The organism is Streptomyces lincolnensis (genome assembly GCF_001685355.1).
Classification (GTDB): Bacteria; Actinomycetota; Actinomycetes; order Streptomycetales; family Streptomycetaceae; genus Streptomyces; species Streptomyces lincolnensis.
The window spans coordinates 8,676,228-8,695,306 of sequence record NZ_CP016438.1 but is presented as its reverse complement, the minus strand read 5'-3'; the positions used below and the strand labels follow the sequence as shown (position 1 = coordinate 8,695,306).

The following is a 19,079-nucleotide window of genomic DNA, read 5'->3' as shown; positions in this document are numbered from 1 at the left end:
CATTCTGTCGAGTGAACAGAGTCGAGCGAGCAGAGGAGCCTCGTGTGACCGGAACCGAGCCGGCCGACCGACGGATCGACACGAGCAGGCCGCATCCGGCGCGGGTCTACGACTGGTTCCTCGGCGGCAAGGACAACTACCCCGTCGACGAGGAACTCGGCCGGCGGATCCTGTCCCAGGGGGACGCGCGGGGACAGGCGCGCGCCAACCGCCGGTTCATGGAGCGCGCCACCCGGGTCGTCCTGCGGGAGACGGGCATCCGCCAGTTCCTCGACATCGGCTCCGGCATCCCCACCGAGCCCAACCTGCACCAGATCGCCCAGTCCGTCGCCCCCGAGTCGCGGGTCGTCTACGTCGACAACGACCCGATCGTCCTGGCGCACGCCGAGGCCCTGCTCTACGGCACCCCGGAGGGGGCGACCCACTACCTCCAGGCCGACGCCCGCGAGCCCGGGCGGATCCTCGAAGGGGCCGCGGACGTCCTCGACCTCGACCGGCCCGTCGCCCTGTCGTTGATCGCGCTGCTGCACTTCATCGCCGACGAGGACGGCGCCCACGCCCTGGTGGACACCCTGGTCGGCGCGCTGGCCCCGGGCAGTTGCCTGGTGCTGTCGGCGATGACGGCGGACTTCGAACCGGAGCGGGTGCACGCGGGCATCGCGGCGTACCGGGCGAGCGGGGTGACGCTGGTGGCCCGCTCGCACGACGAGGTGGCCCGCCTCTTCAAGGGACTCGACCTGCTGGACCCCGGGATCGCGTCCCTGTCGCGGTGGCGTCCCGAGCAGGAGGAGGGCGACCTCGTGTCGCTGTACGGCGGGGTCGGCGTCAAACGCTGACCTCCCCCTCCTCTCCCTCCTCCCCTTCCTTCAGCCCAGCAGCCACCCGCCGTCGACGCTCAGCCCCACCGCGTTGACCGCGCCGTTGCGCAGCAGGAAGTCCACGGCGTTCGCCACCTCGGCCATCGTGGCGAGCCGCCCCGTGGGTGTCTTCGCGCGCAGGCCGGCCAGCACCTCCTGTGGCCTGTCCTGCCAGTGAGGGCTGTCGCCCACGACGCCGGGATGGACGGCGTTGACCCGGACGGGGGCGAGTTCCACGGCGAGGGTGTGGACCAGCCCGGTGATGCCCGCGTTGACGGTCGCCACCGTCGTGGCGCCCGGATAGGGGCGTTCCTTGGCCTGCCCGCCGAAGAGCACGATCGCGCTGTCGTCGTGCAGCCGGTCCCGCAGCGCGTGCACGACCGCGGTGTAACCGACGAGTTTGAGCGTGACCAGGTGGACGGCCGCGTCGATGTCGTACCGGCTGACCCGGTTGTCGTCCCGTGCGACACCCGCGATCACCAGGTGGTCGACGCGCCCCACACCGGCCAGTGCCGCGGCGATCTCCCGGGGCCGGGCCAGGTCGAGGGCGAGGCCGGTCGTGCCGGTCTCCTTGGCGACGGTGTCGGTGCGGTGTGCGTCGCGCCCGGTGATCACCACCGAGTCGCCGCGCTCCGCCCGCCTGCGGGCGAACTCCCGGCCGATGCCCGAGGTCCCGCCGATCACCACCACGCTGCTCATCGTGTCTCCCTCAATGCCTCACGCAGGTACTCCCAGTCCCGGGTGAACCGGTAGGAGTGGCGCACCGGCGGCTGCGGTGCCTGGGTCTCCAGCCAACGCAGCGGCCCCGCACCGGCGTTGGCGAATCCGTGCACACATCCGGCGCCCGCCCAGGCGCAGTCGCCCGGACCGAGCCGGTGGCGCACACCGTCGAACACGGCGTCCGCCTCCCCTTCGAGGAACAGATAGGTCTCCTCGAAGGGATGGTCGTGGCTGCCCGCGACGCCGTCGGGCGCGTACTGGACCATGAACATCGTCGAGGCGACCGCGCCCAGGTCCTGGTCGACCATCGTCTTCACCGTGATGCCGCTGTAGACCAGCAGCGCGGTCCGCATGCTCGCCGACACCGCGAGCAGGTCCTGGGACTGCTTGCCCGGGTCCATCTGGGCGGGCTCGAAGTGGCCGAAGGACCGGGTGCGCGGGTCGCGGACGTCGAGCCGGACCGGGTCGCGCGCGGGCAGCTCGGGCACCGCCTGGGTGTCGTACCCGTAGCGTGCCCGCGGGACCGGGGCGAGCATGTCGGCCCAGCGCGCGACGGTGTCCCCGGCGCCCCGCCAGGCGTGCGGAACTCCGGTCGGCAGGAGTCCGTAGTCGCCCTCTTCGAGGAGGTACGACCCGTCGGGCACGTCGAGGATCACGGACCCGTCGAGGAGGTGGAAACTCTCCTCGTAGGAGTGCACATGGGCCGGCACCGTGCCGTCGGGCCGCAGTTCGCACAGGCCGAAGCCGGTGTGCACACTGCCGTCGTCCTCGCCGACCAGCGCGCGCCGCCGGTGGCCGTGGATGTCGTACGGCGGCTCGGGGGTGTCGGCGGCGCGGCGCACCAGGTGTCGGGTCATTCGGCGCCCTTCGCCTCCTTCGCGGCCTTGGCCTCCAGGAGCCGGTCACGGGACTCGGCGACGAGCCGGAGCGCCCGGTCGACGTCGGCCACGAGCTTTCCGCCGCGCTTGCGGACCACGCCGTCGACGATGACCGTCTCGACGTTGGAGACGTCGGCCGACAGCGTCACCGCGGCCGCCGCGTCGTGCACCGGGGCGACGTTGAGCGCGGTGGCGTCGATCGCGACGACGTCGGCGCGCTTGCCGGGGGTCAGGGAGCCGGTGCGGTCCTCCAGGCCCGCGACGTGCGCGCCGTTGAGCGTGGCGATCTCCAGCATCTGACGCGCCGTCAACATCGTGGCGGGGACGGGCAGGTTGGCCTTCCAGCAGTCGGCGTTGACGCGGCCGCGTTCGGCGCCGAAGGCGGCGCGGATCTGGGTGAACATGTCGCCGGGCACGGTGGTGACGACGTCGATGCTGAGCGAGGGGCGCAGTCCGTACTCGATGGCCTTCATCACGGGCGGCCAGCCGTGCCCCATCTGCTCCTCGACCTGCGGCGCGACCGACACCGTGCCGCCGCTGTCGGCGACCATCTGCCACTCGTCCTCGTGGAGGTAGCAGCAGTGGATGTAGGTGGTGTCCGGCCCGAGGAGACCGAGGCCGTTGAGCTGCCTGACCATGCCGAAGCGCCCGGCCAGCCGGCCCATCGCCACGTGCACGGTGATCGGGATGTCCAGCTCGCGGGCCAGGGCCCATTCGGCGGTGACGACCTCGTCGGTGCAGAATCCGGGGCCGCGGGTGGCGAGGGCCATGGTCAGCAGGTTGTCGTCGGAGGCGAAATAGGTGTCGCGGACGCGCCGTACGTCCTCGCCCGGGATCACGATCTTGCTCTCGAACCAGTAGTCGGCCAGGGAGGTGTTGGCGCTGCCGTACGCGTACCGGGCGCGGATGCCGGTCTCCGTGAGCGCCTGGATCGCGGCGTCCGGATGCGCGGGCGTGTTGTTGATGTGCGACCAGTCGACGAGGGTCGTGATGCCGGCGTTCAGGCACTCCAGCGAGCCCGCGAGGTTGCCCGCGTACACGTCCTCGGGGGTGTACAGCGGGGCGAAGGTGTCCAGGATGTCCACGAAGTAGTCGTCCAGGGTGGCGTCGGGGGCGACATTGCGCAGGGGCGCCTCCCAGGTGTGCCGGTGGGTGTCGACGAAGCCGGGTATGACGATCCGCCCGGTCATGTCGAGCACTTCGGCGTCGGCGCTGATCTCCCGGTCCACCGCCGCGATCGTTCCGTCCTCGATGAGGACGTCCCCTTGGGGGAGGTCCCCGACGGCGGGGTCCATCGACAGCACATGACCGGCACGCAGGAGAATCCGACGGGTCATCGTTCTACCTCCCTGGGGTGTTCAGTACGCGGCGAGGCTCCGGACGGCCGCCACGACCTTGTCGACGGTGGGAATGACCTCCTCCTCCAGCGCGTCGGCGAACGGCAGCGGAACGCACTCCCCCGCCACCCGCCGTACCGGCGCGTCCAGCAGTGCGAAGCCCTCGTCGGCGACGACCGACACGACGGTGGCGCCCCAGCCGCCCTGGTAGGGGTTCTCCTCGACGGTCACCAGGCGCGAGGTCCGGCCGAGCGAGGCCAGCACGGTGCTCATGTCCAGCGGCACCAGACAGCGCAGGTCGACGACCTCCGCCTCGACGCCCTCCTGCGCGAGGCGGGCGGCGGCCCGCAGCGCCACCGGCACCATCGAGGCGAGGGCCACCAGCGTCACGTCGGCGCCCTCGCGCACGACGGCCGCGCGCCCCAGCTCGACCACGTGCTCCGGCGGCGCGGGAGTCCCCTTCGAGGCCAGCAGTCCTTTGTGCTCGAAGAACACCACCGGGTCGTCGCTGCGGATCGCCGCGGCCATCATGCCGATCACGTCGGCGGGGGTCGCCGGTGCCGCGATCTTCAGGCCGGGGACGGTCAGGGCCCAGTTCTCGGTGGCCTGCGAGTGCTGGGCGCCGAAACCGAGCCCGCCGCCGTTGGCGGTGCGAACGACGAGGGGCACGGTGACCTGACCGCCCGTCATGTAACGCACCTTGGGTATCTCGTTGGCGATGTAGTCCCAACAACAGGCCAGAAAGTCCGAGAACATGATCTCGGCGACCGGCCGCATCCCGGTCATCGCGGCGCCCATCGCCGCACCCACGATGGCCTGTTCGGAGATCGGCGTGTCCCACACCCGCTCCGGTCCGAACTCCGCCCACAGTCCGGCGGTCGTCTTGAACACCCCGCCGGCCTCCCCGATGTCCTCCCCCAGGCACACCACGGACGCGTCCCGGCGCATCTCCCGCGCGATGCCCTCGGCGACCGCCTCCCGGTAGGTGATCATGTCCGCCACGCCGCACCCCCGTCGGCCCACACGTCGGTCAGCGCCTCGCGCGGATCGGGCGGCGGCGCGCTCTTCGCCGCCTCGACGGCCCGGTGTACGACGTCCCGCGCCCGCTCGTCGGCCTCGGTGACCGTCTCCGCGGGCACCCCCAGCTCGGTCAGCCGCCCGCGGGCGAGATCCAACGGGTCGTGCTTGAGCCAGCGTTCGACCTCCTCGGCCGGCCGGTAGGTGGCCGGGTCGGTCCGGCTGTGCCCGAAGTGCCGGTAGGTGGCGGCCTCCAGCACGGCGGGCCCGTCTCCGGCCCGGGCCCGCCGTGCGAGAGCGGCCACCGCCTCCTGTACGGCGACGACGTCGTTGCCGTCGACGACCTCGCCGGGGATGCCGTACGCGGGCGCCCGGTCGGCCGCGGGCCGGTCCACCGCGGTGACGTCCGCGATCGGCGTGTACTCCATGTACAGGTTGTTCTCGCACACGAACAGCACGGGCAGCTTCCACACGGCGGCCAGGTTGAGCGCCTCGTGGAAGGCCCCGATGTTGGTCGCGCCGTCACCGAAGAAGGCGACCGCGATCTGCCCGCTGCCGCGCATCCGGGCCGACCAGGCGGCGCCGACGGCCATCGGCAGGTGGGCGCCGACGATGGCGTAGGAGCCGAGCATGCCGGTGGACGCCTTGGTCAGGTGCATCGAGCCGCCCTTGGCCCCGCACAGCCCGGTGGCCCGGCTCATGAGTTCGGCCAGGCACTCCTCGGGGGTGGCGCCCCGGGCCAGCGCGTGGTGATGGCCCCGGTAGGTGGCGAAGACGTAGTCGTCGTCGCGCAGGGCGCCGCTCGCACCGACGGCGATCGCCTCGTGTCCGGCGGCGAGATGGGTGGTGCCCTTGACCAGGCCCTGGAGGAACAGGTCGTGGGCGGCCTTCTCGGTACGGCGGATGACAACCATCTGCTCGTACCGGGCGAGGAGTTCGGCGCTATCCATCATGGGAGTCACCCCGGTTGAGATGGGACTGCGACTCCCGCCGCGTGTTGAGTTCGCCGCCCACCGTCCAGTACTTGCGGCCCGCCACCAGCAGTTCCTCGGCCGGGAACTTGGTGATGACCTCGCAGCCGTCGGCGGTGACGACGAGCTCCTCCTCGATACGGGCCGCGGACCAGCCGTCGGCGGCGGGCCAGTAGGTCTCCAGGGCGAACACCATGCCCTCTTCGAGGACTTCGGGGTGGTCGAGCGAGACGAGCCGGCTGAAGATGGGCTTCTCCCAGATCGACAGGCCGACGCCGTGGCCGTACTGGAGGGCGAAGGCGGCGGTCTCGTCGGCGAAGCCGAACTCCTCGGCGCGCGGCCACACCCGGACGATGTCGGCGGTGGTGGCGCCGGGCCGTACCAGGGCGATCGCCTCGTCCATGTACTCCCGGCAGCGCACATAGGCGTCGCGCTGGGCGCGGGAGGCACTGCCGACGGCGAAGGTGCGGTAGTAGCAGGTGCGGTAGCCCAGGTGGCTGTGCAGGATGTCGAAGAAGGCGGGGTCGCCGGGGCGGATCAGACGGTCGCTGTAGACGTGCGGGTGGGGTGAACAGCGTTCGCCGGAGATGGCGTTGACGCCCTCGACGTACTCGCTGCCCAGGTCGTACAGCACCTTGCTGACGAGTCCGACGCACTCGTTCTCGCGCACGCCGGGACGCAGGTAGCCGTACAGCTCCTCGTAGGCCGCGTCGACCATCGCGCAGGCCTGGGAGAGCAGGGAGATCTCGTCGCCGGTCTTGACGCGGCGGGCCTCCAGGAAGACCTGCTGGCCGTCGACGACGTCGATGCCCTCGGCGCGGAGCGCCGCGAGGACCGGCAGTTCGGCGACGTCGATGCCCAACGGCTCGCCCGCCAGGCCGTGTTCGCGGAGTTCGGTGGCGATCTTGCGGGCCACGTCCTCGGCGATGCCGGCGTCCGGGTGGAAGGCGCCGCGGAGTGTGGAGATGCCGGCGCGGGCGCCGGTGGGCGCACCGTCCTTGCCGTCGCGGTCGAGCCAGGGGTTGTAGAGCTGGTGGTGGCGGGCCGCGGAGCCGAAGTCCCAGACGACCGGCTCGCCGCCGCGCACCAGCAGGGCGAAGCGGATCAGCTTGTCCATGGCCCAGGTGCCGATGTGCGTGGCCGTCATGTAGCGGATGTTGGCGAAGTCGAAGCTCAGGACCGCGCCGAGCTCGGACCGGTTCAGCGTGTCGTGCAGCCGGGCCAGGCGCTGTCGGCGCAGCCGGTCCAGGTCGACGCGCTCTTCCCAGTCGACGGCGTTGGGGCCGTATGTGCGGATCGTCATGACGACCACCCCCACCATCGAGTCAACGACCGGGTGGAGAAGGTGTCAAGTGCTACTGAACACTTTGGCCTGCCACGTACCAGACCCCGACGGCCGGTTCGGTGCCGTCGTTGCGGTAGCGGTGCGGGGTCGTCGACTCGAAGCAGACCGCGTCGCCGGGGCGCAGCGTGTGCTCCTCGAAGCCGAGGGTCAGGACGAGTTCGCCCGAGGTCAGATAGCCGTACTCGGTGCCCGCGTGCCGCATCAGACCGCCTGAGGTGGAGGAGGAGCCACCGGGCCGGTAGGTCACCAGCAGGAAGCCGACGTCGGTGCCCGGGACGTGGCCGAGACGCTCCCACACCACGCCCGAGTCCAGCTCCAGCGTCTCCCGCTCGGCCCGGCCGACCAGCGGGCCGATACGGCGCCCGGGGTCGGCGGCGAACGCGGCGAGGGCGTGCGGGACGGTGCCCGCCGCCGCGACGGGGGCGGCGGCCTCGCTCTCCCCGGCGTCGAAGAGCGCCTCGACGGAGATGCCGAGCACGGTCGTGATGGCGTACAGGGTGCTCACCGACGGCTGGCTCTTGCCGGTCTCTATCTGCGAGACGAGGCTCGCGGAGACTCCGACCTCGCGGGCGAGCGCGCGCAGCCCGAGTCCTCGCGCGAGCCGAGCCCGGCGGATGCGGGCGCCGACCGGCGGCACGGCGGGAGGGGACACGGGGCGGCTCCTTTCTCGGGCCGGGGCGGGCACTCCCCCGGTCCGGCTTGTGCAGCCCCATTGAACAGCGGCCCCGGTCGGCGTGTCACGCGGCCCGTGCCACCGCCCCGGGGATCGGTCGAACGGTCGAGGGGCGCCGCCGAACCCTGGCCGGATGGCCGAGGCACCCGCCCGGGTCCGCGGGCGAGGGTGGAGCCACTTCCTCCGCCCCGGCCCCCGGGGCACCGAGTCCTCAGGAGTACGTGATGCAGCGCAAGTTCCTCATCGGCGCCGTCGGAGGTGCGGTGGCCGTCACGGCGGTCTTCGGCGTCGGCACGCACGCGCTGGCCGGCACCCAGTCGACCAGCAGGCTCGACGAGTACAGCACGGCGTCCGTCGGCGGCCACAAGGCGCTGGCCGCGAACATCGTCGAGGGCCGCACCCGGAGCAAGTACCACCCGCTGCCCTGGGTCGGGACGAAGGTCGACGACATCGCCTGCCCCACCGGCCTCAAGGCGGTCGCCGGAGCCTCCGTCACCTGCACCGGCAGGAGAAGCGACGGCGAGCACGTCAGCATCCCGGTCTCCGTGGTCAAGGCCACGAGCGACTCCGTCACCTGGAAGTTCCAGCGCTAGAAGAGGGCGACCGCACATCATGCACACCGTTCTGGCCGGTCACGGCCTTGTGAAGAAGTACGGCTCCACCACCGCGCTGGCCGGGGTGGACGTCCAGGTCGGCGAGCGGGACTCGCTGGCCATCATGGGCCCGTCCGGGTCCGGAAAGTCCACGCTGCTGCACACCCTCGCCGGGATCGTCCGGCCCGACGGAGGGCAGGTTCTGCTGCGGGGCGAGCGCATCGACAAGCTGGGCGAGAACAAGCTGAGCGCGCTGCGCCGCAAGCGCTTCGGGTTCGTGTTCCAGTCCGGGCAGCTGCTGCCGGAGCTGCCCGCCGAGGAGAACGTGGCGCTGCCGCTGATGCTGGAGGGCATCGCGCGGGGGCAGGCCGTCGAGCGGGCCCGCCGGTGGTTCGCGCCGCTCGGCCTGAGCGGCCTGGAGCAGCGCCGCCCCGGTCAGCTGTCCGGCGGCCAGGCCCAGCGGGTGGCGATCGCCCGCGCCCTGGCCGTCGAGCCGGACGTGGTCTTCGCCGACGAGCCGACCGGCGCCCTCGACCAGGCCACCAGCACGGAGGTCGTCCGGCTGCTGACCTCCGTCACCCGCGAGCAGGGCGCCGCCCTGGTCATGGTCACCCACGACGCCGACGTCGCCGCCCACTGCGACCGGATCCTCCAGGTCCGCGACGGCCGGATCAGCAGCCACAGCCAGTACACGGTCGCCTGACCGCGCGCCCCTACGGAGCCCCTTCATGCGTTCCCCCGTCCTGCCCCTGACCTGGCATCTGGCCCGGTCCTCCGGCCGCCGCGGCCTCCAGAGCCACCTGCTGGCGGCCGGCGCCGCCGCCGTCGGCGCCTTCGTCCTGCTGGTGATGGTCGCCGCCACGCTGGGCTCGGGCGAACGCGCCGACCACACCGCCTGGCGCACCCCCGAGCCCGCCGAGCACGGCACCGCCGTCCAGGCGCTCGCCACGACCTACGTCCGTCACCAGCCCCTCGCCGTGGTCTCCCTGGCCCAGCTGCCCGGCCGTGCCGCGACCGAGGCACCGCCCGGTCTGACCGCCTTCCCGAAGCGGGGCGAGGTCTACCTCTCCCCCGCCCTGGCGAAGCTGCTGCGCGAGCTGCCCGCGAACCGGCTGGCCGACCGTTTCCCGAAGCGGGCGCACTACGGCACCATCGGCGCGGCCGGTCTCGCCTCGCCGGACGAGCTGGTCGCCGTGGTGGGCCGGGCGCCGGGTGACCCCGCGATGTCGCGGTCCGCCGCGCAGGACGCGAGCTGGTTCGACGAGGGACAGGCCGCGCGGGCCGTGGTGTCCGGCTTCTCCGGCGGCAAGCCGACCATGTTCACCGCCTTCGACCAGGGGGCGGCGCTGCTGGGCGTGGTGCTGCTGGCGATGCCGGTGGTGGTCCTGGCCTCGGCGGCCGGACGGCTGGGCGCGGCCCGGCGCGAGCAGCGGCTCGCCGCGCTCCGGCTGGCGGGGGCGACCCCGCGGCAGATCATCGCGATGACCGCCGTGGAGGCCACGGCCGTCGGTGCCGCCGGAGCCGTCACCGGCGCCCTCGCCTACGGGGCACTGCTGCCGGTCCTGGCCGAGGTGCCGTACGGCGTCGGCGGCTGGTACACCGGCCAGTTGTGGGTGGGAGCGGCCTGGCTGGCGGGGATCGTCCTCGCGGTCACCGCGCTCATCACCATCAGCGCGGTGTCGATGCTGCGGCAGGTGGCGACCGCGCCGCTCGGGGTGGCCCAGCAGGCGAACCCGCGCCGCACCCGCATGATCCGGCTGGTGCTGTTCGTGGCGGCGCTGGGCTACATCTGGGTGTCGACGGGCGGCGGGCAGCTGAAGCCCAGGGACCTGCTGGTGCTGCTGCTGATCTTCTACGGCGCGTTCTGGCTGTTCGGCCCCTGGGTGGTGGACCGGCTGGGCCGGATCGCGGGCCGCTTCGCCCGGCGCCCGGCGACCCTGTTGGCCGCACGCCGGCTCAGCGACGATCCGCGCGGCGCCTGGCGCACCGTCAGCGGCCTGGTGCTGGCCGGGTTCGCGGCCGGGTTCTTCTCCGTCAGCATGCTCGGCTCCGACGGCGCGCAGTACCGCGACCAGGTCGCCGTGATCACCGAGAGTCCCGTGGCGGCCCGGCACGCGGCCGCCGAGTCCCGCACACTGCTGGACCGGGCGGGCGTCACCGCGACCGTCACCGTGGGCCGCGAGGACGACTACGACAATCTGCTGGGCGGCTCTCCGGGCGTGGTGGCCCGCGTCTCCGGCGGCACCGGACAGATCGAGAAGGCCGTCACCGCCCTCGCCTCCGTCGGTTCGGGCCATGTGCCCTACACCCAGGACTACGCGTCGGCGTCCGACCGCACGGTCACCGACCGCATCGCCCAGGTCAGCACCGCGACCCTGGCCCTGAGCTTCGTCGTGGCGACCGCCTCCGCCGGCCTCACCGCGGCGGCCAACGTCCTGGACCGGCGGCGGATCTACGGCCTGCTGCGCCTGGCCGGCACCCCGCTGAAGGTGCTGGACCGGGCCCGGGTCCGCGAGACGGTCCTCCCGCTGGTGGTCCTGGCCGGAGGCACCGCGGCCATGGGCGTGTACGGCTCCTACCAGCTCAACAAGCTGGCCGGTGCCACGATCAACACCACGAGTGCCGTGCGGCTGGCCGTGTGTGTGGCCGTCGGGGCACTGGCGATGCTCGCCGCCATCGGCGCCAGCCGGCCACTGCTGCGGAAGGTGACGGCGGATCCGGCCCGGGCCGCCGACTGAGCACCGCCGGCCCTCGGCCCGCCGGGTACTCCGGCGGGCCGTCCGCCCGTATCTGTTCCGGGAGCCTGAGGCATGATCGAGCCATGACGAGCCCCACCCCGGCGACCTCGCCCGGCGCCCCCATCCGCGTGCTGATCGCCGACGACCAGGACATGGTCCGCACCGGCTTCCGCTTCTTCCTGGACGCGCAGCCCGACATCACGGTCGTCGCCGAGGCCGCCGACGGCGAGGAGGCGGTGGCGCTGGCCCGCCGGGTACGGCCGGACGTGTGCCTGCTGGACATCCGGATGCCGAAGCTGGACGGCCTGGAGGCCACCCGCCTGCTGGCGGGCCCCGAGGTCGCCGACCCGATGCGGGTGGTGGTGGTCACCACCTTCGACCTCGACGAGTACGTGTACGGGGCGCTGCGCGGCGGGGCCTGCGGGTTCCTGCTGAAGGACTCCGGGCCGACGCTGCTGGCGGAGGCGGTCCGGGCGGCCGCGGCCGGTGACTCGCTGGTCTCCCCCTCGGTCACCGTCCGGCTGCTCAAGCACCTCACGGAGACGGACACACCGTCGCCGGCCGTCCCGGCGCGGCCCTCGCCGGTCACCGAGCCGCTGACGGACCGTGAGCTCGACGTGGTCCGGCTGGTCGCCCAGGGCCGCACCAACGCCGAGATCGCCGCCGAACTGTATGTCTCGCTCTCCACCGTCAAGACGCACCTGTCCAGCGTCCAGCTCAAGCTGGCGGCCCGGAACCGCGTGGAGATCGCGGCCTGGGCCTGGCAGAACGGACAGGTGCGGCCCGGACCGTGACCGGTCGTCAGCCGCCGGAGCGGATGAGTCCCGTCAGATACCGCCACAGCGACGACCGCCGCTTCTCGGCCTGGTCGGGCACCCCCGTGGCGGCCGCCACGGCCTCCTCGGGCACCGGCAGGGGCGGCACGGTCGCCGAGGCCAGCTCGTAGCGCACCGGCAGCGACCGCAGGCCGCGCATGAACGGCGAGGAACGCCAGGGCAGTTGGTCGACGGGAAGGGCGAGTTCCAGATGCCCGAACCGTTCGAAGAGGCGGCCCACGCCGGCCGCCGCGATCGTCACGGACGCCAGCTCGCGGGCGGGACACTGACGCGGCCCGGCACCCCACGACAGGTGCGCCCTGCTGCTGAGGGTGGAGCCCGGGGCCATCTGCCCGGCGAAGAGCGGATCGGCGTGCGCGGCCGCGGAGGAGACCCACACCGGGTCGCCGGCGCGGATGGTGTAGTTGCCCAGCCGGGTGTCGCGGGCCGCGAACCTCGGCACGAAGTTCACCAGCGGCGGCTTGCGCATGACCACCCGGTTCATGGTCTCCCGGACCATTCCGGCGGACAGCGCGGCGCGTACCCCGCCCTCGCTCTCCCCGGAGATCACCTCGACCACGGTGTTGGAGATGAGGATGCCGACGTGGTCGGAGGTCATGCCGAGCAGCATGAACAGCTCCCGGGCCAGCGCGTCGACCGACAGGTCGGGGTGGGCGGCCAGCAGGTGGGAGGGGAAGTCGTCGCCGGGCCGCTCCATCTTGGCGGCGGCCAGCCGCATGAGCGTCTCCAGGAGCCGCTCCAGGGCGGGTTCCGCGTCGGGGCCCGCGTCCAGCACCCGCCACATGTCCATCAGGGCGTCGTCGCCCTGCGAGCCGGGGAAGCCCAGCAGATGGCTCGCCGCCATCAGCGGCAGCGGGCGGGAGAACTGCGCCGACAGGTCGGCCATGCCCGTGCGGCCGCCCTGCGCGAGCAGGGTGATCAGGTCGTCGGCGTAGACCGTGACGGCCGCCTTCAGCCGCTTGGCCTGCGGGTGGCGCGGGTCCTGGAACGGCCGCAGCGCGGTGTCCCAGGCGCTGCGCAGCGCGGGATAGCCGGGACCGCCCTGGATCAGGACGTGGTTGACCTCAAGTGAAGGGCCGAGCGGCCAGTCCGCGGGCACCCGGCCCTCCGTGCGGGCCCGCCAGTTCTCCAGGCCCTTGGGCCAGGCGGCGTCCTCCTGGAGCACCTGGAGCGACTCCTTGTAGCCCAGCACGAGCCACGCGGGCACGCCGAGCAGGTCGACCGGCGCGACCGGACCGTGGCGCTGGCGGAGCCGCTCGTAGACGAGCGCGGGCCGCGTCTCGTAGTCCCGGGTCAGCAGGGGTTCCGGAGCCAGCGCCTCCAGTGGCGCGTCGTCGCCCGGCGCCGACTCCCCTTCGTCGACCAGGTGAAATTCCATGCTGTGTTGCCGCCCCCTTCGACACCGCCCGTAGCGGCCCAGAGCCTGTGAGTGGTTGCGGATCGGTGGAGACCGTACCTCAGAGTTCACCTGGGCCACACCGCGGGGTACTCACCGGTAATGAACAGCGGGCCCGCGTCGGCCCGGTCCGGGCGGGGCGTTCGAGTGGCTGTGCGCGCCGGGCACCTGTCGCTGTCGGCGTTTCCGGGACAAGCTGATCATCGGACGGCACAATGGCGGCGAACGGCCGTACGTGAGAAGGAGCGAAGACGTGAGCGACAGCGACACCCCGGCGGGCACATCGGCGAGGCTGAACACGGGAGTGGCGCACAACGCGCGCGTCTGGAACTACTGGATCGGCGGCAAGGACAACTACGAGGTCGACCAGCAGGTCGGCGAACACGTGGCCGGCATGTTCCCGATCATCCGCGAGATCGCCCGCGCCGACCGCTGGTTCCTGGGCCGGGCGGTCCGGTACCTCGCCGAGGAGCAGGGCATCCGGCAGTTCCTGGACATCGGCACCGGCCTGCCGACGGTGGACAACACCCACGAGATCGCCCAGCGGATCGCCCCCGAGTCGCGGATCGTCTACGTCGACAACGACCCGATCGTCCTGGTGCACGCCCGCACCCTGCTCACCAGCACGCCCGCCGGCGTCACCGACTACATCGACGCCGACGTCCACGACCCCGACGCCATCCTCGAACGCGCCGCGGGGACCCTGGACTTCGACCAGCCGGTCGCCGTGATGATGCTCGGCATCCTCAACTTCGTCCTCGACGTGGACAAGGCCCGCGACATCGCCCGCCGGGTGATGGCCGCGATGCCCTCCGGCAGCCATCTCGCCCTGACCCACCCCACGTTCGACTCCGACCTCGGCGGCGAGGGCCAGATCCCGGCGATGAAGTTCTGGAACGAGAACGCCACTCCGCCGATCACCGCCCGCAGCCGCGAGGACATCGCCTCCTTCTTCGACGGGCTGACGCTGCTGGAGCCGGGCCTGGTGTCGTGCTCGCAGTGGCGTGCCGAGTCCGGCTCGCCCCTCGCGGTGCCGCAGTTCGGCGCGGTGGCCGTGAAACCCTGACGCGGGCGAAAGGCCCGGCGCGCGCCCGTCGAGGAGGACGTATGACCACGCTTGCCGACCCCGTCCCCGGCGGGCGTCCGGGTGATGTCGAACGGGCCGCCGCACTCGCCGGTGAGCTGACCGGGCGGGGCGTGCACGGCGTCGTCCTCGCCTACGTCGACACCGCGGGCGTCGCCCGCGTGAAGACGGTCCCGACGGCTCGGCTCGCCTCGGCGGCGGCCTGGGGCGTCGGCATGTCCCCGGTGTTCGACACCTTCCTCGCCGACGACTCGATCGTGTCGACGGACGTGCTCGGCTCGCCCGACGGCGATCTGCGGCTCTACCCCGACCTCGACCGGCTGGTGGCCCTGGTGGGGCAGCCCGGCTGGGCGTGGGCGCCGGTCGACCGGATCACGCAGGAGGGCGAGCCGCATCCGGGCTGCGGCCGTACCGTGCTGCGCCGGATCGTCGCCGAGGCGTCCCGGCGGCACGGCCTCGCCTTCAGAGCGGGCATCGAGATCGAGTGGTCCATGGGACAGGGCCCGCCCGGCGGCGACTTCGTGCCCGCGACGACCGGCCCCGCGTACAGCGCCGCCCGGCAGGTCGAAATGAGCGACTGCACGGCCGATCTGCTGGCCGCGCTCGCCGCACAGGACGTGGAGGTCGAGCAGCTGCATCCGGAGTATGCGGCCGGACAGTTCGAGATCTCGGTGAGTGCCCTCGACCCGGTGGCCGCGGCCGACCGGAGCGTGCTGGTGCGGCAGACCGTCCGCGCGGTGGCCGCCCGCCACGGCCTCGCCGTCTCCTTCGCCCCGGCCGTCGTCGGCGAGGGCGTCGGCAACGGCGGCCACATCCACCTGTCCGCCTGGCGCGACGGCATCAACCTGCACTCCGGCAGCACGGGCCGCTACGGCATGACGGCCGAGGCCGAGTCGTTCGCGGCCGGCATCCTGGCCCGCCTCCCGGCGCTCACGGCCGTCACGGCCCCCAGCCCGGCGAGCTATCTGCGGCTCAGGCCGTCCCGGTGGGCCGGGGTGTTCACCGTCTGGGGCCGGGAGACCCGCGAGGCCGCGGTGCGGGTGGTCACCGGTACCGCGGGCGTCCGTGACCAGGCCGCGAACCTGGAGGTCAAGCCGGTCGACCTGGCCGCCAACCCCTATCTCGCGCTGGCCTGTCTGATCGCCGCCGGGCTGGACGGCCTGACCTCCCTGGTCCCCCTCCCCGAGGAGATCACCGGCGACCCGGCCCGGCTGGACGCCGAGGAGGCCGCGGCGCGGGGCGTGCGGCGGCTGCCGGCCTCGCTGGGCGCGGCGGTCGAGGAGTTCCGCGAGGACACGGTGCTGCGGGCCGCGCTCGGCCCGGTCCTCGCCGACGCGGTGACCGCCGTACGGCTCGGGGAGATCGCGGTCGTGGCCGGGCTGGACGACGAGCGGGTGGCGGCGGCGTACCGCTGGAAGTACTGAGATGGGCGCGGGTCCCGTCCACGACACGCTCGCCGCCCTGCGGCTGGTGGACCATCACTGCCACGGGGTCGTGACGACCGGACTGGACGGCCCGGCCTTCCGCTCGCTGCTCACCGAGGGCGCGGACTGGCCGGGGATCTCCCCCTTCGACAGCCCGGTCGGCGTCGCCGTCCGCCGCCACTGCGCCCCGCTGCTGGACCTGCCCCGGCACGCGCCCGCCGAGGAGTACCTGGCCCGCCGGGCCGACCTCGGGGCGCACGAGGCCAACCGCCGGTTCCTGGCGGCCGCGGGCACCGGCCTCTTCTGCGTGGACACCGGATTTACCCCGCAGCGCCTCACCACGCCGGGGGAACTGGCCGCGATGGCCGACGCCGGCGCCTTCGAGGTCGTACGGCTGGAGAACGTGGCGGAGGCGGTGGCGGCCGAGGGTGTCGAACCGGGCGAGTACGGCGAGCGGTTCCGGGCGGCCGCGGAGCGGGCCGTGCGACGGCCGGGGGTGGTGGCGGTGAAGTCGGTGGCCGCCTACCGCACCGGTTTCGCCCTGGACCCGGCACGTCCCTCGGACGCCGAGGTCACCGCGGCGGCCGGGCCCTGGCTCGCGTCCGGCGGCCGGCTGGCCGACCCGGTTCTCGTACGGCACCTGCTGTGGACCGCCGTGGACCTGGGACTGCCCCTCCAGCTGCACACGGGGTTCGGGGACGCCGACATCCGGATGCACCGCGTCGACCCCACGCTCCTGACGGACTGGCTGCATCTGACCGCCGGGACGATCCCGGTGCTGCTGCTGCACTGCTGGCCGTATCAGCGGCAGGCGGCCTACCTGGCGGCCGTCTTCGAACGGGTGTACGTCGACGTGGGGCTCACCCTGCACTACGTCGGCCCCGCCCGGGCCAGGGCGGTCCTCGCGGAGGTGTTGGAGATCACGCCGTTCCGCAAACTGCTGTACAGCTCCGACGCCTACGGTGTGGCGGAGTTCTACCACCTGGGCGCGCTGGCCTTCCGGGAGGGGCTCAGCGGGCTGCTCCAGGAGCGGGTGGACGCCGACGAGCTGAGCCTGTCCGACGCGCTGCGCATCGCCACGTGGGCCGGAGCGGACAACGCCCGCCAGGTCTACCGTTTTTCCGCCACCACCTGAAAGTATGATCAAGCAATGTCTGACATGACCGAAACCACGCCCGGTTGGCTCAGCTCCGACGAGCTCGAGATGGCGCGCGCCCGCATGCCGATCCTGTACGTCGAGGCCGTGCCCGTGCGCGTCGACGACAGCGGCGAAGTCACCAGCATCGGACTGCTGCTCCGCATCGGTCCGGACGGCACGGTCAGCCGGAGCCTGGTGTCCGGCCGGGTGCTGCACCACGAGCGCGTCCGCGACGCCCTCCTGCGCCACCTGGAGAAGGACCTCGGCCCGGTCGCCCTGCCCCGTGTGCCGGCCTCCCTCCAGCCCTTCACCGTGGCCGAGTACTTCCCGACGCATGGCGTCACGCCGTTCCACGACCCGCGTCAGCACGCGGTGTCCCTCGCCTACGTCGTACCGGTCGCCGGCGACTGCCGCCCCCGGCAGGACGCCCTGGACCTGGTCTGGTTCAGCCCGCAGGACGCCCTCTCCCCCGCGGTGCAGAGCGAGATGCCGGGTGGCCACGGCGTTCTCCTCAAGCAGGCGCTGGCCCACGTGGGCTGCTCGGTCTGAGTCGTCCTCCGGGGACGCCGGAGCCCGGTCAGCCCGCCTCGGCCAGCCCGGTGGCCCGGCCGTCCTCGTCCCACCGGACCTCCATGACCCGGACGACGGCGTCCCGGTCGAGGGGCCCGAACACGTGGGGGAAGAGGGTGCCCCGCGCGACCCCGGGCGGCGGCACGGGCACCGGGGCCTCCCACTCGGTCCGCGCACCGAGCCGGCTCTCGTCGACGAGCAGCGCGAGCAGCGGCCTCGGCGCGTCGCGGTAGAAGGCGTTGACCACGGCCAGGGTCGTCGCCTCGTCGGGGGAACAGTGCACGAAGCCCTCCTCGGCGAGCGAGGCGGGGGCGTAGGGGCGGTCCGGGTCGGCGGTCCAGTCGGCGAGCGGCACGGCGTGGTAGATCATGGTCCGGTTATACAGGCGGGCATGGCCGTCCGGCCTTCCAGCGCCGGCAGGTGACTCAGGCCTCGGCGAGCCCGCCGTCGGTGGAGGCGCCGGAGGCGCGCCCGTACGACGGATCCGGCACCGATTCCGGCGCGAGCAGGGTCGAGCGGCGGCCGTCCACCCCGACCGGGACGTCGCCGTCGACGGTGACGCGGCGCAGGACGCGCCGGTGGTCGTCGGAGTCGTCCACGCCGTAGTGCTGTGTGGCCCGGTTGTCCCACAGGGCGACATCGCCCGCGCGCCACTGCCAGCGGACGGTGTTCTCCGGCCGCTCGATGTGCGACTGGAGGACGCCGACGAGGGCGCGGGAGTCGCCGCTGCGCAGCCCGCTGAGCCGCTGGAGGAAGCTGCCGAGCAGCAGGGCCCGTTCACCGGTCTCGGGGTGCACGCGCACCACCGGGTGCTCGGTCTCGAACCTGGTGGAGGTGAAGATCTGCCGGTGCTGCCGCAGTTCCTCGGAGGGCGCCTCCGGGCGCGAGGCCGCGTAGTCGTAGTCGTTGGTGTGCACTCCGCGCAGACTCTCGGCCAGGACCTTCAGCGGTGCGGGCAGCCCGGCGTAGGCGGCGGCCGTGTTGGCCCACAGGGTGTTCCCGCCGTACGGCGGCACGACCTCGGCGCGCAGGACGGAGAAGGCCGGGAAGGCGGGCACGAACGTGACGTCGCTGTGCCACTGGTTGGCCCGGCCGCCGTGGTCGTTGTCGACGGCGAAGGCGTACTTGCCGTCGACGGACGGCACGGTCGGATGGGCGACCGGTTCGCCGAGCAGCCGGCCGAACGCCTCGTGGCCGTCGGTGTCGAGGTGGTGCTGGTCGCGGAAGAAGACGACCTTGTGTTCCAGGGCCGCGGCGCGGATCGCGGCCACGGTGGCCCCGTCCAGGTCGCCGCCGAGGCGGACTCCGGACATCACGGCGCCGATACGGCCGCCGATCCGCTCCACGGTGAGGGCGGCGGTGGGGGCGGGTGCGGTGGTGGTCATGGCTGGATCCCTCCACGGATCTGGGGACGTCACGAGCTTGGGCACCCGTCCGAGGGCCGGTCAAGGCTCCCCGGCACCGCTTCACGACCCTGCAATACGCCCGCCATTGAGTCGTCG

At 72.9% G+C, this 19,079-nt stretch carries 19 protein-coding genes; 9 read left to right on the top strand and 10 right to left on the bottom strand.

Annotation, left to right across the window (positions count from 1 at the left end; genetic code table 11):
• Positions 1-44: 44 nt before the first annotated feature.
• Positions 45-836 carry an SAM-dependent methyltransferase gene (locus tag SLINC_RS38370; RefSeq protein WP_067443032.1) on the top strand — a complete coding sequence of 264 codons (792 nt, stop codon included), beginning with the start codon at positions 45-47 and terminating at the stop codon, positions 834-836.
• A gap of 30 nt (positions 837-866) precedes the next feature.
• On the opposite strand, the gene SLINC_RS38365 is transcribed toward SLINC_RS38370, so the two are convergent.
• Genes SLINC_RS38365 through SLINC_RS38335 form a run of 7 tightly spaced genes read right to left on the bottom strand, consistent with a single transcriptional unit; the run spans position 867 to position 7,777 of the window.
• On the bottom strand, positions 867-1,556 hold the full coding sequence (locus SLINC_RS38365; RefSeq protein WP_067443031.1) for an SDR family oxidoreductase: 690 nt from the start codon (positions 1,554-1,556) through the stop codon (positions 867-869).
• Positions 1,553-2,434 carry a cupin domain-containing protein gene (locus SLINC_RS38360; protein WP_067443030.1) on the bottom strand — a complete coding sequence of 294 codons (882 nt, stop codon included), beginning with the start codon at positions 2,432-2,434 and terminating at the stop codon, positions 1,553-1,555. Before SLINC_RS38360 ends, SLINC_RS38365 begins: the two co-directional genes overlap by 4 nt.
• Positions 2,431-3,792, bottom strand: coding sequence for an amidohydrolase family protein (locus SLINC_RS38355; RefSeq protein ID WP_067443029.1), 1,362 nt, complete (start codon positions 3,790-3,792; stop codon positions 2,431-2,433). The genes SLINC_RS38360 and SLINC_RS38355 overlap by 4 nt, the downstream gene beginning before the upstream one ends.
• A gap of 21 nt (positions 3,793-3,813) precedes the next feature.
• Complete coding sequence (locus tag SLINC_RS38350) at positions 3,814-4,794, bottom strand: alpha-ketoacid dehydrogenase subunit beta (protein ID WP_067446159.1); 981 nt, start codon at positions 4,792-4,794, stop codon at positions 3,814-3,816.
• Positions 4,782-5,759, bottom strand: coding sequence for a thiamine pyrophosphate-dependent dehydrogenase E1 component subunit alpha (locus SLINC_RS38345; RefSeq protein ID WP_067443028.1), 978 nt, complete (start codon positions 5,757-5,759; stop codon positions 4,782-4,784). The genes SLINC_RS38350 and SLINC_RS38345 overlap by 13 nt, the downstream gene beginning before the upstream one ends.
• On the bottom strand, positions 5,752-7,083 hold the full coding sequence (locus SLINC_RS38340) for a M24 family metallopeptidase (RefSeq protein ID WP_067446162.1): 1,332 nt from the start codon (positions 7,081-7,083) through the stop codon (positions 5,752-5,754). Before SLINC_RS38340 ends, SLINC_RS38345 begins: the two co-directional genes overlap by 8 nt.
• 52 nt (positions 7,084-7,135) lie before the next feature.
• Positions 7,136-7,777, bottom strand: a complete 642-nt coding sequence (locus tag SLINC_RS38335; protein ID WP_067443027.1) for a cupin domain-containing protein — start codon at positions 7,775-7,777, stop codon at positions 7,136-7,138.
• Positions 7,778-8,022: 245 nt separating this feature from the next.
• Between SLINC_RS38335 and SLINC_RS38330 the strand changes: the two genes are divergently transcribed.
• The 4 genes from SLINC_RS38330 to SLINC_RS38315 all read left to right on the top strand — a co-directional run bounded on the left by SLINC_RS38330 (position 8,023) and on the right by SLINC_RS38315 (position 11,923).
• On the top strand, positions 8,023-8,391 hold the full coding sequence (locus SLINC_RS38330; protein ID WP_067443026.1) for a DUF4333 domain-containing protein: 369 nt from the start codon (positions 8,023-8,025) through the stop codon (positions 8,389-8,391).
• 19 nt (positions 8,392-8,410) lie between these two features.
• Positions 8,411-9,094, top strand: coding sequence for an ABC transporter ATP-binding protein (locus tag SLINC_RS38325; RefSeq protein ID WP_067443025.1), 684 nt, complete (start codon positions 8,411-8,413; stop codon positions 9,092-9,094).
• A gap of 25 nt (positions 9,095-9,119) precedes the next feature.
• The gene (locus SLINC_RS38320) at positions 9,120-11,129 is read left to right on the top strand and encodes an FtsX-like permease family protein (protein WP_067443024.1); all 2,010 of its coding nucleotides are present in this window, start codon (positions 9,120-9,122) and stop codon (positions 11,127-11,129) included.
• An 83-nt stretch (positions 11,130-11,212) separates the two neighbouring features.
• Positions 11,213-11,923: a response regulator gene (locus tag SLINC_RS38315; RefSeq protein ID WP_067443023.1), complete on the top strand. Its 711-nt coding sequence runs from the start codon at positions 11,213-11,215 to the stop codon at positions 11,921-11,923.
• A 7-nt stretch (positions 11,924-11,930) separates the two neighbouring features.
• Here the strand turns inward: SLINC_RS38315 and SLINC_RS38310 are convergent, their stop codons facing one another.
• Positions 11,931-13,343, bottom strand: a complete 1,413-nt coding sequence (locus SLINC_RS38310; RefSeq protein ID WP_067443022.1) for a cytochrome P450 family protein — start codon at positions 13,341-13,343, stop codon at positions 11,931-11,933.
• A gap of 271 nt (positions 13,344-13,614) precedes the next feature.
• On the opposite strand from SLINC_RS38310, the gene SLINC_RS38305 reads away from it, so the two are divergent.
• From SLINC_RS38305 to SLINC_RS38290, 4 genes are read left to right on the top strand one after another with little or no spacing between them, the layout of a single operon-like run.
• Positions 13,615-14,427, top strand: a complete 813-nt coding sequence (locus SLINC_RS38305) for an SAM-dependent methyltransferase (protein WP_067443021.1) — start codon at positions 13,615-13,617, stop codon at positions 14,425-14,427.
• A gap of 41 nt (positions 14,428-14,468) precedes the next feature.
• Positions 14,469-15,869, top strand: coding sequence for a type I glutamate--ammonia ligase (locus tag SLINC_RS38300; RefSeq protein ID WP_067443020.1), 1,401 nt, complete (start codon positions 14,469-14,471; stop codon positions 15,867-15,869).
• A gap of 1 nt (position 15,870) precedes the next feature.
• Entirely contained in the window at positions 15,871-17,004 is a 1,134-nt protein-coding gene (locus SLINC_RS38295) for an amidohydrolase family protein (RefSeq protein ID WP_067443019.1), read from the top strand.
• Between the two features lie 24 nt (positions 17,005-17,028).
• Complete coding sequence (locus SLINC_RS38290; RefSeq protein ID WP_067443018.1) at positions 17,029-17,556, top strand: NUDIX hydrolase family protein; 528 nt, start codon at positions 17,029-17,031, stop codon at positions 17,554-17,556.
• Positions 17,557-17,584: 28 nt separating this feature from the next.
• On the opposite strand, the gene SLINC_RS38285 is transcribed toward SLINC_RS38290, so the two are convergent.
• A complete protein-coding gene (locus SLINC_RS38285) occupies positions 17,585-17,947 on the bottom strand; it encodes a DUF952 domain-containing protein (protein WP_067443017.1) in 363 nt (120 codons plus the stop codon).
• A gap of 55 nt (positions 17,948-18,002) precedes the next feature.
• Positions 18,003-18,962: a TauD/TfdA dioxygenase family protein gene (locus SLINC_RS38280; RefSeq protein ID WP_067443016.1), complete on the bottom strand. Its 960-nt coding sequence runs from the start codon at positions 18,960-18,962 to the stop codon at positions 18,003-18,005.
• Positions 18,963-19,079: the final 117 nt, after the last annotated feature.

What these genes read in the sequence shown, in the direction of transcription:
- SLINC_RS38365 (WP_067443031.1), bottom strand. Translation starts at nt 1,556, where the DNA reads ATGAGCAGCGTGGTGGTGATCGGCGGGACCTCGGGCATCGGCCGGGAG.
- SLINC_RS38360 (WP_067443030.1), bottom strand. Translation starts at nt 2,434, where the DNA reads ATGACCCGACACCTGGTGCGCCGCGCCGCCGACACCCCCGAGCCGCCG.
- SLINC_RS38355 (WP_067443029.1), bottom strand. Translation starts at nt 3,792, where the DNA reads ATGACCCGTCGGATTCTCCTGCGTGCCGGTCATGTGCTGTCGATGGAC.
- SLINC_RS38345 (WP_067443028.1), bottom strand. Translation starts at nt 5,759, where the DNA reads ATGGATAGCGCCGAACTCCTCGCCCGGTACGAGCAGATGGTTGTCATC.
- SLINC_RS38340 (WP_067446162.1), bottom strand. Translation starts at nt 7,083, where the DNA reads ATGACGATCCGCACATACGGCCCCAACGCCGTCGACTGGGAAGAGCGC.
- SLINC_RS38330 (WP_067443026.1), top strand. Translation starts at nt 8,023, where the DNA reads ATGCAGCGCAAGTTCCTCATCGGCGCCGTCGGAGGTGCGGTGGCCGTC.
- SLINC_RS38325 (WP_067443025.1), top strand. Translation starts at nt 8,411, where the DNA reads ATGCACACCGTTCTGGCCGGTCACGGCCTTGTGAAGAAGTACGGCTCC.
- SLINC_RS38320 (WP_067443024.1), top strand. Translation starts at nt 9,120, where the DNA reads ATGCGTTCCCCCGTCCTGCCCCTGACCTGGCATCTGGCCCGGTCCTCC.
- SLINC_RS38315 (WP_067443023.1), top strand. Translation starts at nt 11,213, where the DNA reads ATGACGAGCCCCACCCCGGCGACCTCGCCCGGCGCCCCCATCCGCGTG.
- SLINC_RS38310 (WP_067443022.1), bottom strand. Translation starts at nt 13,343, where the DNA reads ATGGAATTTCACCTGGTCGACGAAGGGGAGTCGGCGCCGGGCGACGAC.
- SLINC_RS38300 (WP_067443020.1), top strand. Translation starts at nt 14,469, where the DNA reads ATGACCACGCTTGCCGACCCCGTCCCCGGCGGGCGTCCGGGTGATGTC.
- SLINC_RS38295 (WP_067443019.1), top strand. Translation starts at nt 15,871, where the DNA reads ATGGGCGCGGGTCCCGTCCACGACACGCTCGCCGCCCTGCGGCTGGTG.
- SLINC_RS38290 (WP_067443018.1), top strand. Translation starts at nt 17,029, where the DNA reads ATGACCGAAACCACGCCCGGTTGGCTCAGCTCCGACGAGCTCGAGATG.
- SLINC_RS38285 (WP_067443017.1), bottom strand. Translation starts at nt 17,947, where the DNA reads ATGATCTACCACGCCGTGCCGCTCGCCGACTGGACCGCCGACCCGGAC.
- SLINC_RS38280 (WP_067443016.1), bottom strand. Translation starts at nt 18,962, where the DNA reads ATGACCACCACCGCACCCGCCCCCACCGCCGCCCTCACCGTGGAGCGG.